The following is a 17,342-nucleotide window of genomic DNA, read 5'->3' as shown; positions in this document are numbered from 1 at the left end:
AATTTCAGATAACCCAACACCACCTCATCCTGAGAGGGCACGAAGTGCTGTCTCGAAGGATGGGATGAGGGGAAAGTTCTTCAGGAGGGTGTTCCGAGCCTCGCTCTATCGCAGGCGCCTTGCCAGTTCGCGCAGAATGCGGACCGCGGCTTCCTCGATGACAGGGTAGGCGGGTCTCGTATCGCGCGGACCTTTCGGCAAAGCCGGAACGTGAACGAAGATGCTGGCAATGCCCGAGCCGATGGAATCCCACAAGGTGGCATTGCAGAGATAGGTTCCGGCGTTGGTGGAAAGCTGTGCGGGTGCACCTGCGGCAAGCGCAGCATCGCGCAGGGCCCTGGCAGGCAGGGTTGAGCTCCGTGCGCGTTCTTGAGAGATTGCCAGTTCCGGCCTCGCCGGTGCTCTGCCCAACGCATCCGGACGCACGCGTACGGCTTTGTTGACGGCCCTTGTTTCAATATTGATCGTTCGCCGCGTCCCGTCGACGCCGAAGTGCACGATGGCGTCTGGCGAAAGGGTGGTGCGGAGCCGGTCTGTGACATCCTCACGCCCAGCCCAGGTTGTCGGCAGGACATGGAAGACGAAGTCGACACCTGACTGATGCGCCCCAATCCGTTTGACGAGCCGTCTCATGAGGCGCTCCGTCGGATTGACGGGTGCCCCCGGGAACGGCGAAAAACCGGTCACCAGAACGGTCTTGCGTCCTGAAGTGTTCATTCGCCAAGCCCCATCAAGGTCGCTAATTCGTCCACCGCGAGCGAGACAGCGGTCTTGCCGCCGCGCACTTCCTCCTCCAGGGATTTGAGACGGTCGGCGGTACGCGTGTTCGATGTCAGGGCTTCCATCATGCGCTGCTGAAGCATGTCCCACATCCAGGCGACTTGTTGGCCGCTGCGTTTTTGATGCCATTCACCGCTGGCCTGCATGCGCTCGCGAAACACCGTGATCTGCTCCCACAGGTGATCCAGCCCTTCGTTGGCGAGGCCAGACACCGTGATGACAGGCGGGGTCCATGTGGGCGACTTGGGAGCAAGAATATGCAGGGCTGCGCGATAGTCCGAGGCAGCGGTACGGGCACGGGTAGCGCCGTCGCCGTCGGCCTTGTTGACGGCGATCATGTCGGCAATCTCAAGAACGCCCTTCTTGATGCCCTGAAGCTCGTCACCGGCGCCAGGCAGCATCAGGACCAGAAAGAAGTCGACCATGTCGGCAACCGTGGTTTCCGATTGTCCGATGCCGACGGTTTCAACCAGGATCACGTCGTACCCGGCGGCCTCGCACAACAGCATGGTTTCGCGCGTCTTCGCGGCGACCCCGCCAAGTGTACCGGCGGAAGGCGATGGGCGGATGAAGGCGTTCGGATCCACAGCTAGCTGGGCCATTCGTGTCTTGTCGCCCAGGATCGACCCACCGGTACGGGTGGATGATGGATCAACCGCCAGAACGGCGACCTTGTGCCCTGCGGCTGTCAGGTTGGACCCCAGCGTGTCGATGGTCGTGGACTTGCCGACACCTGGCACGCCGGTGATGCCGACCCTGAGAGCCTTGCCTGTGAGGGGTAGCAGTTCCTGAATCAGATGCTGGGCAAGGCGGCGATGCTCGCGCTTGCGCGATTCCACGAGCGTGATGGCGCGGGCAAGCGCAGCGCGCTGTCCGGCTTTCAGACCGTCCGCCAGCTTCGCGGGGTCGAGATTTCGTGCCGTTGTCATCATGCCTCAAGGTGTTAGCGCAGGATTCGACAAAGGTCACTGCCGCCAAAGGGTGAAGACGCCTTCGCGACGCGTTCTGACGGCGCAAAACAGCGCCGAAACGGATGGAAACATTGAAACCCGCAGGCAAAAACGTGTTAGATACACGCCACTTCGATGAAATTCATTTTTGGTGCTGCATGACACCCTTGTCCTATCTGAAAGCCCCGTTCTGGGTTCTGGGTCTCGCCGGAACCGACAAGTCTCCGCGCAAGAATCCGCTTCTGGGAAGCGAGAGGCTGAATACCTGGGGCCTGCACAAGAAAAGAGTGCAGCTTGCGGCCGATCTTGCAGCACACAGACGCGCAAAGCTGGCGCATCTGGTTGATCGGGACCAGCAGGCTTTCTTCGATGAGAACGGCTATTTCCTGGTGAAGAACTTCCTTCCGGAAGAAACTTTCCGCCAGCTCAAGGAAGAAGTGTTCAACCAGCCGTTCGAATCGCGGGAGATGCGCCAGGGCCAGGCGGTGACGCGGATGACCTTGCTGCCGCCGGAGGTGTTGCGCAAAAACGCTGCGTTGGCTCAGGCGGTGCGTGATCCGCGTGCGATCAACATGATCCGCTATGCCGCCTCGCAGGGTGGACAGCCTCTCAATTTCATTCAGACGGTCCTGGTAGAACCGTTGAAGGTGAAGAAAAAAGATCCGCAGTCCGATGCCCATGCAGATACGTTCCACGCGACGTCCAAGGCCTGGCTGTTCCTGCAGGACGTCGGCGAGGACGACGGGCCCTTCTTCTTCGTCCCGGGCTCACACAAGCTCACGAAGGAGCGGCTGGAATGGGAGTATGAATGCTCCCTGAGCGCAGCCAAGGACCTGAGGTCCCACCATGCCAGCGGGTCTTTCCGGATCAAGGCGGATGAGCTTGCCTCCCTTGGCCTGCCGCAGCCCAAAAAGATGGCGGTGCCGGAAAACACGTTGATCGTGGCCGATACCTTTGCCTTTCACGGCCGCACGCCGTCCGACAAACCGACAGTCCGTTCGGAAATCCACTGGCACATGCGCCGCAATCCGTTCCTGCCGTGGACCGGCGGCGACATCAAGGCACTGCCGGGTCTCAAGGATCGCGGCATGCCGGTTCTGATGGATCTTGCGGATGTGGCTGAAAAGACGCTGAAGCAGCGCAACGTGTGGCGCAAGGTGGGCGAAGTCATGGTGCGCTCGCAGCCGCATGTGTGAGGGCTGAGGTGTCTTCTGATTTCTTCGTTTCAAAGATCCGATAGTCAAATGTTCCCATCCAACCTCATCCTGAGGAGGACCATCAGGTCCGTCTCGAAGGATGGGACACTTGCTCAAGAGTGTGCCGCCCATCCTTCGAGACAGCGCTTTCGCGCTTCCTCAGGATGAGGGGGAAATTGGGGGTGATCTGTCGGAATGAACCTGGCCGGCCGTGTAACCGTCAGCTCTTCGGCGTCCAGAGGATCCGCTGTAGCTGTGCATCGAACAGGTCGTTTTCAGCCGGAAGGCGGTCGAACGGGCCGTCGTAGCCCGGGATCGCGTAGACCAGTTCCACGTTCGGATGGCCATCGGAATGGCAGATTGCCATGCCACGCCACAAGTTTTGTCCGACCCGGCAATCGGCACGTGAGGAGCCGATTTCGGAAAAGGTCATGCCGATCCGTTCGCCGTTCGGGCCCTGCAGGTGGTGTGTCACACCGTGGACGGTGCGGACCTTGCCGTTCTGACCCTTGAACACCTGCAACACCTGAAAGCCGTCACTGTTGAAAGCTGCAAGTGCCCACTCGGTGGAGTTTTCGTTGGCGGTTTGAATGCCTTCGGTGGTGAAGCCGGGCAGGGCTGCCTCAATGGCTTTCTGGCCGTATTGGGTTTCACCGGTAATGCCGCCGACATGATCTTCAGCGATTTGCACCAGCGTGATGTTGGATGTCCGCACCAGTCGCCCGGATGTGCCGTCCAGATCCGCCGTCGGTGCGCAGGCCGCTCCCGTAAGTGCGAAAAGGCAGGCAAAACCGATAGCAGTTAGACGCATGATGATACTCGGGCTGATTGGGCTGCGCCGAAGTGCGCAGAAGCGATACGGGATTTACCAAGTAACGTCTTGTTTGCAAAGAGAGCGATGCCCCCTGTGGACAGTTCCCGAAGCTTGCAGGCAACTGCCGCAGGGGCATCAAGGCTTGCGTTTCAGCGTGCCTGTCAGGTCTCGTCCCGATTGATCCATTTGGGTGCGGAAGGGGGCGTATAGTTTTCGAACTGGCGGATCATATCCAGCGGCGAACTGGCGATCTGCGCCATGTCGCGCATCACCTGTTTGGTGAAACCCTGCTCTGTCTGGTGGTCGAGGAAGGCGATCAGGTGATCGTAGTAGCCTTCGGCATTGAGGAAACCGCAGGGCTTCTTGTGATAACCGAGCTGGCCCCAGGTCCAGACTTCGAAAATCTCTTCCAGCGTACCAACGCCGCCCGGAAGGGCTATGAAGGCGTCGGACAAGTCTGCCATCATCGCCTTGCGCTCATGCATCGAATCCACGAGATGCAGTTCGCTCAAACCCTCGTGGCCGATTTCCTTGTCCTGAAGAGATCGCGGCAGCACACCAATCACCTTGCCGCCGGCTTCAAGTGCCGCGTCGGCAACGGTGCCCATCAGGCCGACCTTGGCGCCGCCATAGACAAGCGTGTAGCCCTGTTCGGCGATGGCGCGTCCCGTTTCGCGCGCAATATCCGCATATGCCTCGAGAGCGCCGTAGCTGGAGCCACAAAAGACGCAAATGGATTTCATGTCTGTTCTCCGGTCGCTGAGGTGGCAGGCTCTGCCATCAGGAATTTTGATCGTGTTCGATCCATGACACGCGGGCCCGTGGGCCCGCGTGTCATCTTCAAGGTCAGTCTTTGGCCAACTCGTCCAGAACCCGGGCCCAGGAACGGATGCCCTTATGGAAGCTGGTCAGGTTGTATTTTTCGTTCGGCGAATGAATCTGGTCGTCTTCCAGTCCAAAGCCGATCAGCAGCGAATCCATGCCCAGCATGCGCTTGAAATCACCCACGATCGGGATCGAACCGCCCATTCCGATCAGCGCAGCATCCTTGTCCCATTCCGCCTTGAGGGCTGTCTTGCCCTTTTCCAGCGCAGGCATCGCAAAGTCGAGCCTGACGGCAGGGCTGCCTTCCTTGGCAATGAAATCCACCGTGCAGTCTGCCGGGATCTTCGAGCGCACGTAGGCGCGGAAAGCTTCCTGGACCTTGTCCGGGTCCTGATCGCCGACAAGGCGGAAGGTGAACTTGGCATGTGCTTCGGCCGGGATCACGGTCTTGGAACCGGCACCCTGGTAACCGCCCCACATTCCGTTCACTTCAACGGTCGGGCGGGTCCAGAGGTGTTCAAGCGGCATGCGGTCCTTTTCACCGCGCGGATATTTCAGGCCGACCTCGCCGAGGAATTCCTCGACCGAGAAACCGAGCTCGTCCCACATCTTGGTGACTTCTTCCGGCATGTCGATGACGCCGTCGTAGAAACCGGGCAGGGTCACCTTGCCGTTCTCATCGTGCAGGCCGGCAATGATCGAAGCGACGATGTGGTTCGGGTTTTGAGCCGAGCCACCATAGGAGCCGGAATGCAGGTCGCGGCTGGCCGCCTTGACGATGATCTCGTCGCCGACCATGCCGCGCAGCATGATGGAGATTGCCGGTGTTTCAGCGTCCCACATGCCGGTGTCGCACACGAGCGCAAGGTCGCAGGACAGTTCGTCCTTGTTGGCTTCAAGGAACGGATGAAGCGACGGCGAACCAGACTCTTCCTCACCTTCGAACAGGATCGACACGTCGAGCGGCAGATCGCCGGTTTCTTCCAGGTAGGCGCGGGCCGCTTCCACGAAGGTCATCAGCTGACCCTTGTCGTCGGCGGAACCGCGGGCAACGATGATCTTGCTGCCGTCCGGCTTTGTCTCGATGGCCGGGTCGAACGGATCGCGCTTCCACAGGTTCAGCGGATCGACCGGCTGAACGTCGTAGTGGCCGTAGAACAGGACATGCGGCCCCGGCTTGCCGGACTTGCGGTGACCGACAACCATCGGATGGCCGGTCGTGTCGCGTACCGATGCTTCAATGCCGATGTCGTTCAGTTCCCTTGCCAGCCATTCAGCTGCCTCACGGCACGGAGCCTTGAACGCAGGGTCGGTGGAAATGCTCTTGATCTTGAGGAGGTCGAACAGTCGGTCGAGGCTGTTGTCGAGATTGGCATCGATGCGCGCCAAGACCTTGTCGATGGAACTCATGACGGATCCTTGAATTTTTGAACAGATAGGAGCAGGCCCGATGGACTCGGGCAATGTGAGAAGGCCCTAACAGGCCATATCGGCGCGCGTTGCGCAATTGCTTATTCATGGAGCAGAAGACGGCCCGCAAAGCGCCGGCCGCCGATCCATCAGGCGGCCTGGATCTCTTTCTCACCGGTGGCAGGTGCTGCGTCACCGGCCGTCTGTTCGTCCTTCAGACCCTTGTCTTGCGACAGATAGACGGTCGAGGAGGGATAGGCAATTTCTGATCCGTTGGCCTCGACGATCTCCCTTATGCCGAAGAGAAGCTCTTCCTGGATTTCCTGAAACGCTGCGACGGTGGCTGCCTGCACATAGGCATAGACGTCGACCGTGACAGCGTAATCGTCAAAACCGATCAGACGCACGCGAAGCGGATCTTCGATTACCTTTTCGTGGGCGAGGAGATAGTCGTGGATCGCAGCCAGAACGCGCTTCAGCGAAGTCTGGCTCGTTTCATACCGCAGTTTGAGTTTGTGTCGGAAGTGAAACTGGTCGCGGTAGCTGTAGTTGATGATCTTTCGTTTGGCGAGGTCGGCATTGGCAACGGTGATGAGTGTGCGGTCGAGCGCCCTGATACGGGTTGAACGGATGCCGATGGATTCCACAGTGCCCGCCAGATCGTCGAACTGGCAGAATTCGCCGACACGCACCATCCGGTCAGCATAGAGAATGATACCGCCGATCAGGTTTTCGATTGTCGGCTGGGCGGCAAGGGCAATTGCAAGACCGCCCACGCCGAGACCAGCGATGACACCGTAGATCGGAATGCCGATCTGAGTTGCGCCATACCCGAGCACGATCAGCGCGATGGCAAGGGAGAAGACCCGGAATCCGGTGCGCAGAAGGCTGACGTCAAGTCCGTCTCTTGCAGCCCCGGCACTGCTGGAAAACCAGACGTAGAACAACTGCAGAAGCTGATAGACCATCCAGGCGGTCGCCGACCAGATGATGGCTGTCGTCGACGTGCCGACTGCCACCAAAGGCATGCCTGTGATGTTGATCTGATCTTCGCACACATAGCGGAAGAGACTTGCGGCAAGGATCACGACAACCGGATTGAGGATCGCGTGGACGATGCGGGTACCTTCGTTAACGGAGACCGCACGCCACCTGCGCCAGCGGACGTAATATCCGAACACGACCGCGTAGAGGACGAGAAGTCCTCCAAGTGCCAGCCATTGCCAATACGCCTGGTCGGCAAAATGATACTGAAGCAGGTCTGGCCCGGCTTCAATGACGTCATACCAGAGCGGTGCAATCAGGTTGCCGGGGGTGTAGGTGTAGTATTCAAAGAGGTCTTCCCCGCGATCCGCGGTGATGGGCAGAACCCGTACAACTGCATAGTCTTCGGGAATGCGCTCAACGGAGGACCTGGAAAACAGGTACTGTCCGCGCAGTTCCCCCTCATCCTGGCGCAGCAGGTTGATGCTGGTGCCGGGAATGGTCCAATGGTCTGGCAAATCCGCCGCGTTGCCGGCCTTTCGCGAGCTGCCTGCAGGCGAGCCGGGGATGTCTTCGAAAAGCGGCGCAGGGATCCGGTCCAGGATCTCCTGAAGCTGCAGTGCAATCTCGACGCTGGCATTTTCCCGGGAAGTCACGGGAATGCCGCTCAGGTCGAAAGTCTGCGCGGCTTTTGAAAGAAGCGCACGTACCAGAACCAGTTTTTCCTCTTCGCTGTCCGACAGGAACAACCGGTTGCTGTCATCATAACTGTCCCGAACCGACATCCAGAGCGTGTTCACTTCGTTCATGATGTAGACGAAGCTTTCCAGTGTCGCACGCGGACTGGACGTGTCGGGTGGAGAAATCGGGTTGTCGCGCAGGTACTCCCGGGCGCGTGCCACCCGATTTTGATCCAGTGATCCTGCCCGCTCTTCCGTACTGGTGGGGGCTGCGCCGGGCTCCTGTGCACCGGCCATCGGCGCGCCGGTCAGGAGAACAGCAACCAGGGACAGCAGGAAAAGCAATTGCAGAGCCGAACCGAAGAGGCGCTGTTGCAAGCACTCAGCTTTGTATTGCGGTTGTGGCCGGTTTTCTCGGTAACGCATGTTGCCCCGTCTGCCGTTGTTTCGATTGCAGCCTTAACGGGAAGGGGTAACTATCCTGTTACTCAGGGGAAAACGGGGGGCGCATCACTCCTGAACCGGATTGGTGTAATCGCTTGCGGTGAGGACAATTTCCACCCTTGCTGGCCCGATCACATCTTCCAGCCGGGCGGAGAGAATGTCGCGGAACGTGTCTATGTCTTCGGCACGAACGGGTTTTTCGGGGTCGAGATAGACGGCCACCCAGTGCATGCGCCCTGCCTGAAGGACAGCTGCCCGATGCAGGCGATAGCCTTTTTCGCGGGCAAGGTCCCGGGCGGCCCGGGCGACCTTGGCATAGGTGCTGCTGGGGGCGCTGACGCCGGCAAGATCTGCCAGCGTCGTGCGGAAGGTCGAAAGCGGCTGCCAGATGATCGCCAGGATCAACACCAGAACGATGACGGCATCACCGATCGGGACAAATGGTCCGAGAACCGTATCTTCCAGATAGGGCAGCGACAGAAGGGCTGCTCCCGATCCGACGCTGAGCGCGCCGTCGATGAGGGCGGCGCGGGCTTCGGTCTTCAGGATGGCGCTGCGCTTGCCGGTTTTCCGGTAGGCACGGTGAAAGTTGAATGCAAGGCCAAGGCAGATGCTGACGATGACGACTGCGTAGACCGCGATCGGACCAAACACCAGTTCCGGGAAAACGCCTCCGGAAAAGAAGGTCCAGATTTTCGAGGTGGAGACAAAGGCTGCGAAGACCAGCACGCCGATGAGGATAAGGCTCCGGAAGGTGACATAGAGCACCTCGTCGAAATCGTGTCCCCAGGGTCTGGAGCGTGTTGGTGGCAGGCCGACCCTTGCCCCGATACGAGCAGCCGCAATGGCGGAGATGAAGTTGACCGCCGAATACAGACCGTCCACCAGCATGGCGTCGGACCGGGATACCCATGCGGTCAGAAGGCCGGCAACGGCCATGAACAGGTTGGCCCATTTGCCGATGACAAGCGCCTTGCGCTCGGTCTCCAGATTTTGGGCCGCGGTTGCCGGCATCGCTTCGTCTAGTTGCCTCTTTTCAGCGAACCGAGCAGGCCCCGAACCAGCGCACGGCCGAGCGAGGAGCCGAGACTTCTGGCTGCGGACTTGAGCCCGGCTTCCAGGGCCGTGTCACGCTGTCCACGGCGGTTGCTGCGCCGCTCCCGGCTTTCCTGACGCGGCCTGTCATCGCGTCCGAAGTCGGGCAGCTGAAAACCGGACCGCGAGCGCCGTGGCTCGCCATGTTTCCTGGCGTAGCTGTCTTCCTTTTCCTGGCGCCGCTGTTCCTGTCTCTGCGCTTCCTGCGCGCGTCCCATCAGGACTTCGTAAGCCGACGTCCGGTCGCGGGTGCGCTCATAAGTGCCGAAAACGGGGCTGGACTGGATCAAGGCCCGTCGTTCGGCCTGAGTGACGGGACCCAGCCGCGAACAGGGCGGACGGATCAGCGTGCGCTGAACGACGGACGGAATGCCTTTGCCTTCCAGGGTCGAGACCAGTGCTTCGCCGACACCGAGTTCCGTGATGACCCGTTCGGTGTTGAGATCCGGGTTGGGACGGAACGTTTCCGCAGCGGCCCTGACAGCCTTCTGGTCGCGCGGCGTGAACGCGCGCAGGGCGTGCTGAATGCGGTTGCCGAGCTGGGAAAGCACGGTCTCCGGTACGTCCAGCGGGTTCTGAGTAACAAAATAGACGCCGACACCCTTGGAACGTATCAGCCGGACTACCTGTTCCACCTTCTCGATAAGTGCTTTGGGAGCATCGGAAAACAGAAGATGGGCTTCGTCGAAGAAGAACACCAGCTTCGGCTTTTCCGGATCACCGACTTCGGGCAGTTCCTCAAAGAGTTCAGACAGCATCCAGAGCAGGAAGACGCCATAGAGCCGGGGGGCGGACATGAGCTTGTCCGCAGCGAGGATGTTGACGACGCCCCGGCCGTCCGGCGCGGTGCGGATGAAGTCACGGATGTCGAGGGCCGGTTCTCCGAAGAAGTGTTCTCCGCCCTGGCGCTCCAGCACCAGAAGCCTGCGCTGAATGGCCCCGACGGACGCCTTGGAAACGTTGCCGTAGATCGTGGAAAGCTCGGAGGCACGTTCTGCCACGTGGGCAAGCATTGCCCTGAGGTCTTTCAGATCCAGCAGCAGCAGGCCTTCATCGTCGGCCAGCTCGAACAGGACGTTCAGTACACCTTCCTGCGTATCGTTGAGTTCCAGCAGTCGGGCGAGGAGCAGGGGCCCGATCTCGGAAACGGTGGTGCGGATCGGATGGCCTTGCTCGCCGAGCAGGTCCCAGAACACCGCTGGGAACGCTTCGTAGGTGTATTCGTCGGCGATCCCGACATCGCTGGCACGTTTTTCAAGAAAATCCTTGGAAACACCCGCGGTTGCAAGTCCGGACAGGTCGCCCTTGATATCGGCGCAGAACACGGGAACACCGGCCTTGGAAAAGCCTTCGGCAAGGATCTGCAGTGAAACGGTCTTGCCGGTGCCAGTTGCTCCGGCAATCAAGCCGTGGCGGTTTGCGAGCTTGAGTGTGAGGGTTTCTTCCCTGGTGCTGGCACCGATGAAAATACTGTCTTTTACCGTCACGATTACCCCCGAATCCCTGCATCTTGCCGCAGCCTAGAGCCTTTCGCTGCCAGATTGAAACATTCTGTTGCCGGGCGGCATTGGACGAGCGTGCGGGCTGCATGCGGCATAGTCGAGCAGAAAAGACATTGCCCATCGACGTGGGCACCTCGAGACTTGTATAGAGAAGCCAAACGGGCGCCGGATGACAGGGCGTCAGTCATTTGATCAGGAGATTTTCATGGACGAGCTCATCCAGCGGATCATGGCGGCAGCAGGCATCGAGGAAGATGTTGCCAAGAACGCCATCGGCATCATTCTGGGCTTCTTGAACAGGGAAGGTCCGGAAGACAAGATGCAGCTCATCTTCGACGCTTTGCCAGGAGCGAAGGATCTTGTCGATGCGCGTGCGGAAGCCGGTTCCGGCGGCGGGTTTTTGAGTGGTCTTGGAAGCATGATGGGCGGTGGCATGGGGGCCATGGCGGCACTCAATGAATTGACAAATGCGGGCCTCGACATGGATGGCGTGCAAAGTGTTGTCAAAGAACTCGTCTCCTATGCTAAGGAAAAAGCAGGGGACGATGTTGTGAATGAAGTGGTTTCACAAATTCCGGGACTGAGCCAGATCGTCTGACTGTCCCAGGTTCGGTTGCCGGTTGATTAGGGAGTTCTGAGCGCATGTCTTATTCCATCGATGAAATCGAAGGTATCGGCCCAACCTATGCTGCAAAGCTGGGTGAAGTCGGCATCAAGACAACGGAAGCTTATCTGGAGCGTGCGAAGGACCCGAAAGGTCGCAAGGCGCTGGAAGAAGAAACCGGCATCGACGGCAAGCGGATCCTGAAATGGGCCAACATGGCGGATCTGATGCGCATCAGCGGCGTTGGTGAGGAATATTCCGAACTCCTGGAAGCTGCCGGCGTCGACACGGTGAAGGAACTGAAGCATCGCAATGCCGCCAACCTGGCGGAGAAGATGCAGGAAGTGAACGAAGCCAAGAAGCTCGTTCGCCAGGTGCCGAGTGAAAGCCAGGTCACCAAATGGGTCGACCAGGCCAAGGAACTGCCGCCAATGATGACCTACTGAGGTCGGCAAGCCGAAAAATGAAATGACAAAAAAGGCGTGCGGAAAGCGCGCCTTTTCCTTTTGGTGATTGGCATTTTGACGTTGTTGCCCGGCGTGCGTGCCTGGCGTGGTCTCATCCGACCCATGTTGGTTTGCATCCGCGCCAGAACAAAAAAGGCGCACCGAAGTGCGCCTGTTGTTAGCCCCTTGAAGCTGTTGGCTGGAGAAGCAGCGTTATACGCTGATCTGGCCGTAACGAAGCGCTTCGACCACGGTGTGGGTCTTGTTGGAAGCGTTCAGCTTGACACTGGCATTCTGCAGGTGAGCATGGACAGTCCGCTGGGAGATGTCGAGCACGTCTGCGATTTCGCCGGCTGTCTTGCCATAGGCTGTCAGTTCCAGAACCTTGCGCTCACGGGTCGACAATGCGCCCGGTCGCTGTCCGGAAATCACGCCAAGTTCGCGCAGGCGCGAGAAGGCGGCAGCGGCAAGTGCTTCCAGATTGGAAAGATCGTATTTGTTGACCTGAAGAGCAGGGCCGCTTGCAAACACGAATGCCTGAAAGGGATAGAGTTCCGTTACCGGGATGACGAGAACCTGACTTCCTTCCCCGGCTGACGCCAGAAGGTCGGAATGTTCCATGTCACCGGCGGAGATTGTCCAGACGCGAGCCCGGTTTGAACCGAGGCCAAGCATCAAGGCGCTGTCATTTGCAGAAAGCGAAGTGCTTTCAATTCCGTCATTGCGTTGATCTGGCCACCGGAACCGTTGAACGAGGTTGTCGATCGGGCGGTTCGGCATCGGCAGGCCGGTAATGAGGATATGCGTCGCCCCCATGCGGCGAAGGTTCGATTCCAAAATATCGAGAACATGATGGGCGGCATTTGCTTCCGAGATTGCTCTCAGCTTGCTCTTCAATTCCGTTTGATCAAGCATTGTGCACATCCTTTGCGGCTTGGGTGGCCGCGTCTTTGCGGGTGTCCGTACGCGAGCCGGAACATCCGCTGATGGGTGAAACCCGTTCCCGCCAAACCTATTCAGGTAAGTGTCGGATCCGGACGCCGCGCATTTCTTATGAGGGTAGAATTTCCCATGCGTCAGCACCTATACGCTACAATACAATTGATGATCGTACCAATAGGGAAAACTGGCAAATTTAGCTTATTCCGCCAAAAAATTGACAAGTTGGCGCCTAGAAGAGGCCAAATTGTCTTTCTGAGAAGTGTTTAACGTCTTCGTAAGTGTAAGTCGAAAAACGCAATTTGTAGATAAATTTTTATTTTGCGCGTCTAATTAATTCTACGAGCGAATCGCAAGTCGGAACTGGCTCCCGGTTTCACCTGATTCAACTGTCCGAGACCTTGTGAACTTCAAATCCTTACCCATTCTGCTGAGTTGCCAAGCTTCGGGCCCAGGGACTAAAACGGGGCCAGGGAGTACGTGCGATGCCGAACAGCTTTACTGGACCTGAAAGTTTTTATTCTGCCGACGCGGAGGCCTGGTGGGCTGCCGTCGACAAGGCCCTGAAGGGGAGTGCCCGGCAGAAGCTTTACGGGAAAACCGAAGATGGACTGGATATCGCGCCGCTTTATGAGCGCAGGACAGATAGTCCGGCGCGCGCCCTTCGGGCTGCCGCAGGCGACTGGTCCGTGGTCCAGCGGATCGACATTCCCGATCCTGCCGCCGCAAACGCACAAATTCTGGAAGATCTGGAGGGCGGCGCGAGCGGCCTTGACCTGGTTTTCCGCGGTGCTGCCGCATCATACGGCAATGGCATCCGGGTAGACGATCTATCCGGTGTCGACCGCCTCCTGAAAGACGTCGAACTGGATCTGATTGACCTGCGCTTTGAGGCCGGGCGGGAAAATGTCGAGATTTTCGCCTCCATTCTGGCATTGCTCGAAAAGCGCAAGATCGATCCGGCAAGCGTTCGCCTGACGGCCGGGATCGATCCCTATGGCTGGGTGGCAGTCAGTGGTGTCGCACTTGCCGACATGGAAAACGCCTACATGCATTTCCGCGATCTGGTGGTCGCAGCGCATGATTTTGGCAGCCCAGCACGGGTAATGAAGGCCGATGGCCGCATATGGCACGAAGCGGGGGCGACGCCTGCGCAGGAACTTGCGATTGTTCTGGCTTCCGCCACAGCTCACATGCGCTTGCTGGAAGGCACGAGACTGGCGCCCGAACAATGGGCTGACAGAATTTCGTTCAGCCTGATCGCGGAAGCCGACCAGATAGGAACCATTGCCAAGGCCCGCGCGATCCGCTCGCTCTGGGCGTCGGTACTGGACGGTGCAGGACTGCCGCAAGCGGCCCTGCCGTTGCATATGTCGACTTCCTACAGAATGCTGACTCGCCGGGATCCCTGGGTCAATCTTCTGCGCAACACGGTGGCAACCTTTGCAGCCGGTGTCGGTGGTGCAGACAGTGTCTGTGTCCTGCCGCATACGCTGGCTGTCGGTTTGCCCGACGGCTTTGCCCGCAGGCTGGCGCGCAATACGCAGTCTATCCTTCTGGAAGAAAGCAACCTTGCGAAGGTGACCGATCCGGCCGCCGGCTCTGGCGCCATTGAAGACCGGACGGATACAGTTTGCGAGGCCGCCTGGAGCCTCTTCCAGGATATCGAGGCGGCTGGTGGCCTGTTCGAGGCGGTGCGCACGGGCCTCGTGCATGATCGCATCGGGGCTGCCAGGGCCGGTCTTGCCAAGAACATCGCCACCAGAAAGCGTCCGATCACCGGCGTAAGCGAGTTCCCGGACCTTGCTGAAAAGCCTGTTGCGGTGCTGAAATCGAGCAAGGAAGATCTTGCAGGCGTGAGCGCACCGCGTGAGGACCTGCCGGAACCGGGAAACGGCGAGCGCTTTGCGACCCTGAGCAAGCTTGCCCTTCAGGGAGTGCCCCTGAGCGAGCTGGGCATGCGGCTTGACCTTCTGCCGCGCGACTATTCCCTTCCGAAGCTGGAAACGGCCCGGATAGCGGAGCCCTTCGAACAGCTTCGTAGCAGGTCTGAAGCCTTCGAGCAGGCCGCGTCGACAACGCCAGCGGTATTCCTGGCGTCTCTCGGCAGTCTGGCCCAGTTCTCGGCGAGAGCCACCTGGACGGCAAACGCCTTTGCGGCGGGCGGGTTGAAACCCGTCGGACCGGCTGTCTATGGTTCTCTTGAAGATCTCGTTGAGGCCTTCCGGCAAAGCGGGGCGATGCTTGCCTGTCTCGTCTCCACGGACGATGTTTACGAGGCGCAGGCGGAAGAGGCTGCTCAAGCCCTGAAAACGGCAGGGGTGAATTACCTCTACCTTGCAGGGCGCCCTGGAGACCGGGAAGATGCCTATCGCAAAGCCGGTGTGGACGCTTTCGTCTTTGCCGGGTGCGACCTGCTTGCACTCTTGAAGGATGCATTTGACCGGCTGGAGGCCCAACAAGGGGTCGAGCCGAAAGATCTGGAGGTCCAATCATGAGCAGGATCCCGAATTTCGCTGACAAGCCGTTCCGGAAAGTCGTGAAGGCTGCGGACGCCGGCTCGCAGGAGAGCTGGCAAACGCCGGAAGACATCGTTGTGCCGCCTGTCTATGGGGCGCAGGATCTTGATGGACTGAAACATCTGGATACCTGGCCGGGCCTACCGCCGTTTCTGCGCGGTCCTTACCCGACGATGTATGTCCAGCAGCCCTGGACAGTGCGCCAGTATGCCGGGTTCTCAACGGCCGAAGATTCAAACGCCTTTTACCGGCGTAACCTTGCCGCCGGTCAGAAGGGCCTTTCGGTGGCCTTCGACCTTGCCACGCACCGCGGGTACGACAGCGATCATCCGCGTGTTTCGGGTGATGTTGGCATGGCAGGGGTGGCGATCGATTCCATCTATGACATGCGTACGCTTTTTTCCGGCATTCCGCTGGACAAGATGAGCGTCTCCATGACCATGAACGGCGCGGTGCTGCCGGTGCTGGCGCTTTACATCGTGGCAGCGGAAGAGCAGGGCGTTGCCCAGAAGGACCTTTCAGGCACCATTCAGAACGATATTCTGAAGGAGTTCATGGTCCGCAACACCTATATCTATCCGCCCAAGCACTCCATGCGGATCATCTCGGACATCTTCAAATACACGTCCCAGAACATGCCGCGCTTCAATTCGATCTCCATTTCCGGCTACCACATGCAGGAAGCGGGGGCGACGGCGGATCTGGAGCTGGCCTATACGATTGCCGACGGCATCGAATATGCCCGCGCCGGTGTCGCCGCCGGCATGGACATCGACCAGTTCGCACCGCGGCTGTCCTTCTTCTGGGCGATCGGCATGAACTTCTTCATGGAAGTTGCCAAGCTGCGTGCCGCGCGCCTGATCTGGGCGACCCTGATGGAAGAAAACTTCCAGCCGAAAAACCCGAAATCCCTGTCGCTGCGCACCCATTCGCAGACCTCCGGCTGGTCACTGACGGCACAGGACGTCTTCAACAACGTCATTAGAACCTGTGTGGAAGCCATGGCGGCAACGCAGGGGCATACGCAGTCGCTGCACACGAATGCGCTGGACGAGGCGCTGGCTCTGCCGACCGATTTCTCCGCACGTATCGCCCGCAACACGCAGCTGTTTCTGCAGCAGGAAAGCGGCACGACGCAGGTGATCGATCCCTGGGGCGGTTCCTATTACGTCGAGAAGCTGACGGCAGACCTTGCCGAGAAGGCCATGGCGCACATCCGCGAAGTAGAAGAGCTTGGTGGCATGGCGAAGGCCATCGAGAAGGGCATTCCGAAGCTGCGGATCGAGGAAGCAGCCGCCAAGACACAGGCGCGCATCGACAGCGGTGCGCAAACCGTGGTCGGCGTCAACAAGTTCAAGCCGGAAAGCGAACAGGCGATCGACGTTCTGAAGGTCGACAACGCCCAGGTGCGCGCCGCCCAGATCGACAAGCTCAAGCGCCTGCGTGAAGAGCGCAACGAGGCCGAGACCCAGGCCGCCCTGGAAGCGTTGACCCAATGTGCCGCGTCCGGTGACGGCAATCTGCTGGATCTTTCGGTCAAGGCCGCACGGGCCAAGGCAACCGTGGGTGAAATCTCCCTGGCAATGGAGAAAGTGTTCGACCGGCACAAGGCCGAGATCAAGTCGATTGCCGGTGTCTACAAACGGGAGGCCGGAGCCATGTCCGGAACCATCGAGAAAGTCCAGAAGCTGGTGGAAGCCTTTGAAGACAATGATGGCCGCCGACCACGTATCCTGGTCGCCAAGATGGGGCAGGACGGACACGACCGCGGTCAGAAGGTGATTGCCTCGGCGTTTGCCGATCTCGGTTTCGACGTTGATATCGGGCCCTTGTTCCAGACCCCGGAAGAAGCTGCCCGTCAGGCGGTCGAAAACGATGTTCACGTGGTCGGCGTGTCATCGCTGGCGGCGGGCCATCTGACACTGGTGCCGGCTCTGAGGCGCGCGCTGGCGGAAGAAGGCCGGGAAGACATCATGATCGTCGTTGGCGGTGTCGTGCCTCCGCAGGATTATGACGAACTCTACAAGTCCGGGGCAGCGGCGATCTTCCCACCGGGAACCGTGATTGCGGAAGCGGCCATCGGTTTGATCGGCAAACTCAACGAGCAATTGGGATATGGCTCCGCTGAAGCAGCTGAATAAGGCCCGTGTCGGC

Annotated in this window: 14 protein-coding genes; 5 read left to right on the top strand and 9 right to left on the bottom strand. The window is 59.4% G+C overall.

Annotation, left to right across the window (positions count from 1 at the left end; all coding sequences use genetic code 11):
• Positions 1–105: 105 nt before the first annotated feature.
• Positions 106–717: a peptidase C15 gene (locus Q666_RS49270; RefSeq protein WP_023000958.1), complete on the bottom strand. Its 612-nt coding sequence runs from the start codon at positions 715–717 to the stop codon at positions 106–108.
• Entirely contained in the window at positions 714–1,712 is a 999-nt protein-coding gene (gene meaB, locus Q666_RS49265; protein WP_023000959.1) for a methylmalonyl Co-A mutase-associated GTPase MeaB, read from the bottom strand. The genes Q666_RS49270 and meaB overlap by 4 nt, the downstream gene beginning before the upstream one ends.
• A gap of 176 nt (positions 1,713–1,888) precedes the next feature.
• Here meaB and Q666_RS49260 point away from each other — a divergent pair, with 176 nt between their 5' ends.
• Complete coding sequence (locus tag Q666_RS49260) at positions 1,889–2,926, top strand: phytanoyl-CoA dioxygenase family protein (protein ID WP_023000960.1); 1,038 nt, start codon at positions 1,889–1,891, stop codon at positions 2,924–2,926.
• A gap of 220 nt (positions 2,927–3,146) precedes the next feature.
• On the opposite strand, the gene Q666_RS49255 is transcribed toward Q666_RS49260, so the two are convergent.
• The 6 genes from Q666_RS49255 to Q666_RS49230 all read right to left on the bottom strand — a co-directional run bounded on the left by Q666_RS49255 (position 3,147) and on the right by Q666_RS49230 (position 10,665).
• Positions 3,147–3,737: a DUF1131 family protein gene (locus Q666_RS49255; RefSeq protein ID WP_023000961.1), complete on the bottom strand. Its 591-nt coding sequence runs from the start codon at positions 3,735–3,737 to the stop codon at positions 3,147–3,149.
• 164 nt (positions 3,738–3,901) lie between these two features.
• Positions 3,902–4,483: a TIGR00730 family Rossman fold protein gene (locus Q666_RS49250; protein WP_023000962.1), complete on the bottom strand. Its 582-nt coding sequence runs from the start codon at positions 4,481–4,483 to the stop codon at positions 3,902–3,904.
• Between the two features lie 103 nt (positions 4,484–4,586).
• On the bottom strand, positions 4,587–5,975 hold the full coding sequence (locus Q666_RS49245; protein ID WP_023000963.1) for a dipeptidase: 1,389 nt from the start codon (positions 5,973–5,975) through the stop codon (positions 4,587–4,589).
• A gap of 149 nt (positions 5,976–6,124) precedes the next feature.
• Complete coding sequence (locus tag Q666_RS49240) at positions 6,125–8,017, bottom strand: mechanosensitive ion channel family protein (protein ID WP_031269280.1); 1,893 nt, start codon at positions 8,015–8,017, stop codon at positions 6,125–6,127.
• Between the two features lie 132 nt (positions 8,018–8,149).
• On the bottom strand, positions 8,150–9,097 hold the full coding sequence (locus Q666_RS49235) for a cation transporter (protein ID WP_023000965.1): 948 nt from the start codon (positions 9,095–9,097) through the stop codon (positions 8,150–8,152).
• Between the two features lie 8 nt (positions 9,098–9,105).
• Positions 9,106–10,665 (bottom strand): helicase HerA-like domain-containing protein, encoded by a 1,560-nt coding sequence (locus Q666_RS49230; RefSeq protein WP_023000966.1) that lies wholly within the window; start codon positions 10,663–10,665, stop codon positions 9,106–9,108.
• Between the two features lie 220 nt (positions 10,666–10,885).
• Here Q666_RS49230 and Q666_RS49225 point away from each other — a divergent pair, with 220 nt between their 5' ends.
• Complete coding sequence (locus Q666_RS49225; protein WP_031269284.1) at positions 10,886–11,278, top strand: DUF2780 domain-containing protein; 393 nt, start codon at positions 10,886–10,888, stop codon at positions 11,276–11,278.
• Between the two features lie 44 nt (positions 11,279–11,322).
• Positions 11,323–11,730 (top strand): DUF4332 domain-containing protein, encoded by a 408-nt coding sequence (locus tag Q666_RS49220; protein WP_023000968.1) that lies wholly within the window; start codon positions 11,323–11,325, stop codon positions 11,728–11,730.
• A 213-nt stretch (positions 11,731–11,943) separates the two neighbouring features.
• Here the strand turns inward: Q666_RS49220 and Q666_RS66750 are convergent, their stop codons facing one another.
• Positions 11,944–12,645: a helix-turn-helix domain-containing protein gene (locus Q666_RS66750; protein WP_006939443.1), complete on the bottom strand. Its 702-nt coding sequence runs from the start codon at positions 12,643–12,645 to the stop codon at positions 11,944–11,946.
• Positions 12,646–13,154: 509 nt separating this feature from the next.
• On the opposite strand from Q666_RS66750, the gene Q666_RS49210 reads away from it, so the two are divergent.
• Both Q666_RS49210 and scpA read left to right on the top strand, forming a co-directional pair.
• Positions 13,155–15,167, top strand: a complete 2,013-nt coding sequence (locus Q666_RS49210) for a methylmalonyl-CoA mutase subunit beta (RefSeq protein WP_023000969.1) — start codon at positions 13,155–13,157, stop codon at positions 15,165–15,167.
• Complete coding sequence (gene scpA, locus Q666_RS49205) at positions 15,164–17,329, top strand: methylmalonyl-CoA mutase (RefSeq protein ID WP_023000970.1); 2,166 nt, start codon at positions 15,164–15,166, stop codon at positions 17,327–17,329. Before Q666_RS49210 ends, scpA begins: the two co-directional genes overlap by 4 nt.
• Positions 17,330–17,342: the final 13 nt, after the last annotated feature.

This window comes from Labrenzia sp. C1B70, assembly GCF_000475395.1.
Classification (GTDB): domain Bacteria; phylum Pseudomonadota; class Alphaproteobacteria; order Rhizobiales; family Stappiaceae; genus Roseibium; species Roseibium algicola.
Note: the sequence above shows the minus strand (reverse complement) of the source record. Positions and strands in the feature narration are given on the sequence as shown.

What these genes read in the sequence shown, in the direction of transcription:
- Q666_RS49270 (WP_023000958.1), bottom strand. Translation starts at nt 717, where the DNA reads ATGAACACTTCAGGACGCAAGACCGTTCTGGTGACCGGTTTTTCGCCG.
- meaB (WP_023000959.1), bottom strand. Translation starts at nt 1,712, where the DNA reads ATGATGACAACGGCACGAAATCTCGACCCCGCGAAGCTGGCGGACGGT.
- Q666_RS49260 (WP_023000960.1), top strand. Translation starts at nt 1,889, where the DNA reads ATGACACCCTTGTCCTATCTGAAAGCCCCGTTCTGGGTTCTGGGTCTC.
- Q666_RS49255 (WP_023000961.1), bottom strand. Translation starts at nt 3,737, where the DNA reads ATGCGTCTAACTGCTATCGGTTTTGCCTGCCTTTTCGCACTTACGGGA.
- Q666_RS49250 (WP_023000962.1), bottom strand. Translation starts at nt 4,483, where the DNA reads ATGAAATCCATTTGCGTCTTTTGTGGCTCCAGCTACGGCGCTCTCGAG.
- Q666_RS49245 (WP_023000963.1), bottom strand. Translation starts at nt 5,975, where the DNA reads ATGAGTTCCATCGACAAGGTCTTGGCGCGCATCGATGCCAATCTCGAC.
- Q666_RS49235 (WP_023000965.1), bottom strand. Translation starts at nt 9,097, where the DNA reads ATGCCGGCAACCGCGGCCCAAAATCTGGAGACCGAGCGCAAGGCGCTT.
- Q666_RS49225 (WP_031269284.1), top strand. Translation starts at nt 10,886, where the DNA reads ATGGACGAGCTCATCCAGCGGATCATGGCGGCAGCAGGCATCGAGGAA.
- Q666_RS49220 (WP_023000968.1), top strand. Translation starts at nt 11,323, where the DNA reads ATGTCTTATTCCATCGATGAAATCGAAGGTATCGGCCCAACCTATGCT.
- Q666_RS66750 (WP_006939443.1), bottom strand. Translation starts at nt 12,645, where the DNA reads ATGCTTGATCAAACGGAATTGAAGAGCAAGCTGAGAGCAATCTCGGAA.
- Q666_RS49210 (WP_023000969.1), top strand. Translation starts at nt 13,155, where the DNA reads ATGCCGAACAGCTTTACTGGACCTGAAAGTTTTTATTCTGCCGACGCG.
- scpA (WP_023000970.1), top strand. Translation starts at nt 15,164, where the DNA reads ATGAGCAGGATCCCGAATTTCGCTGACAAGCCGTTCCGGAAAGTCGTG.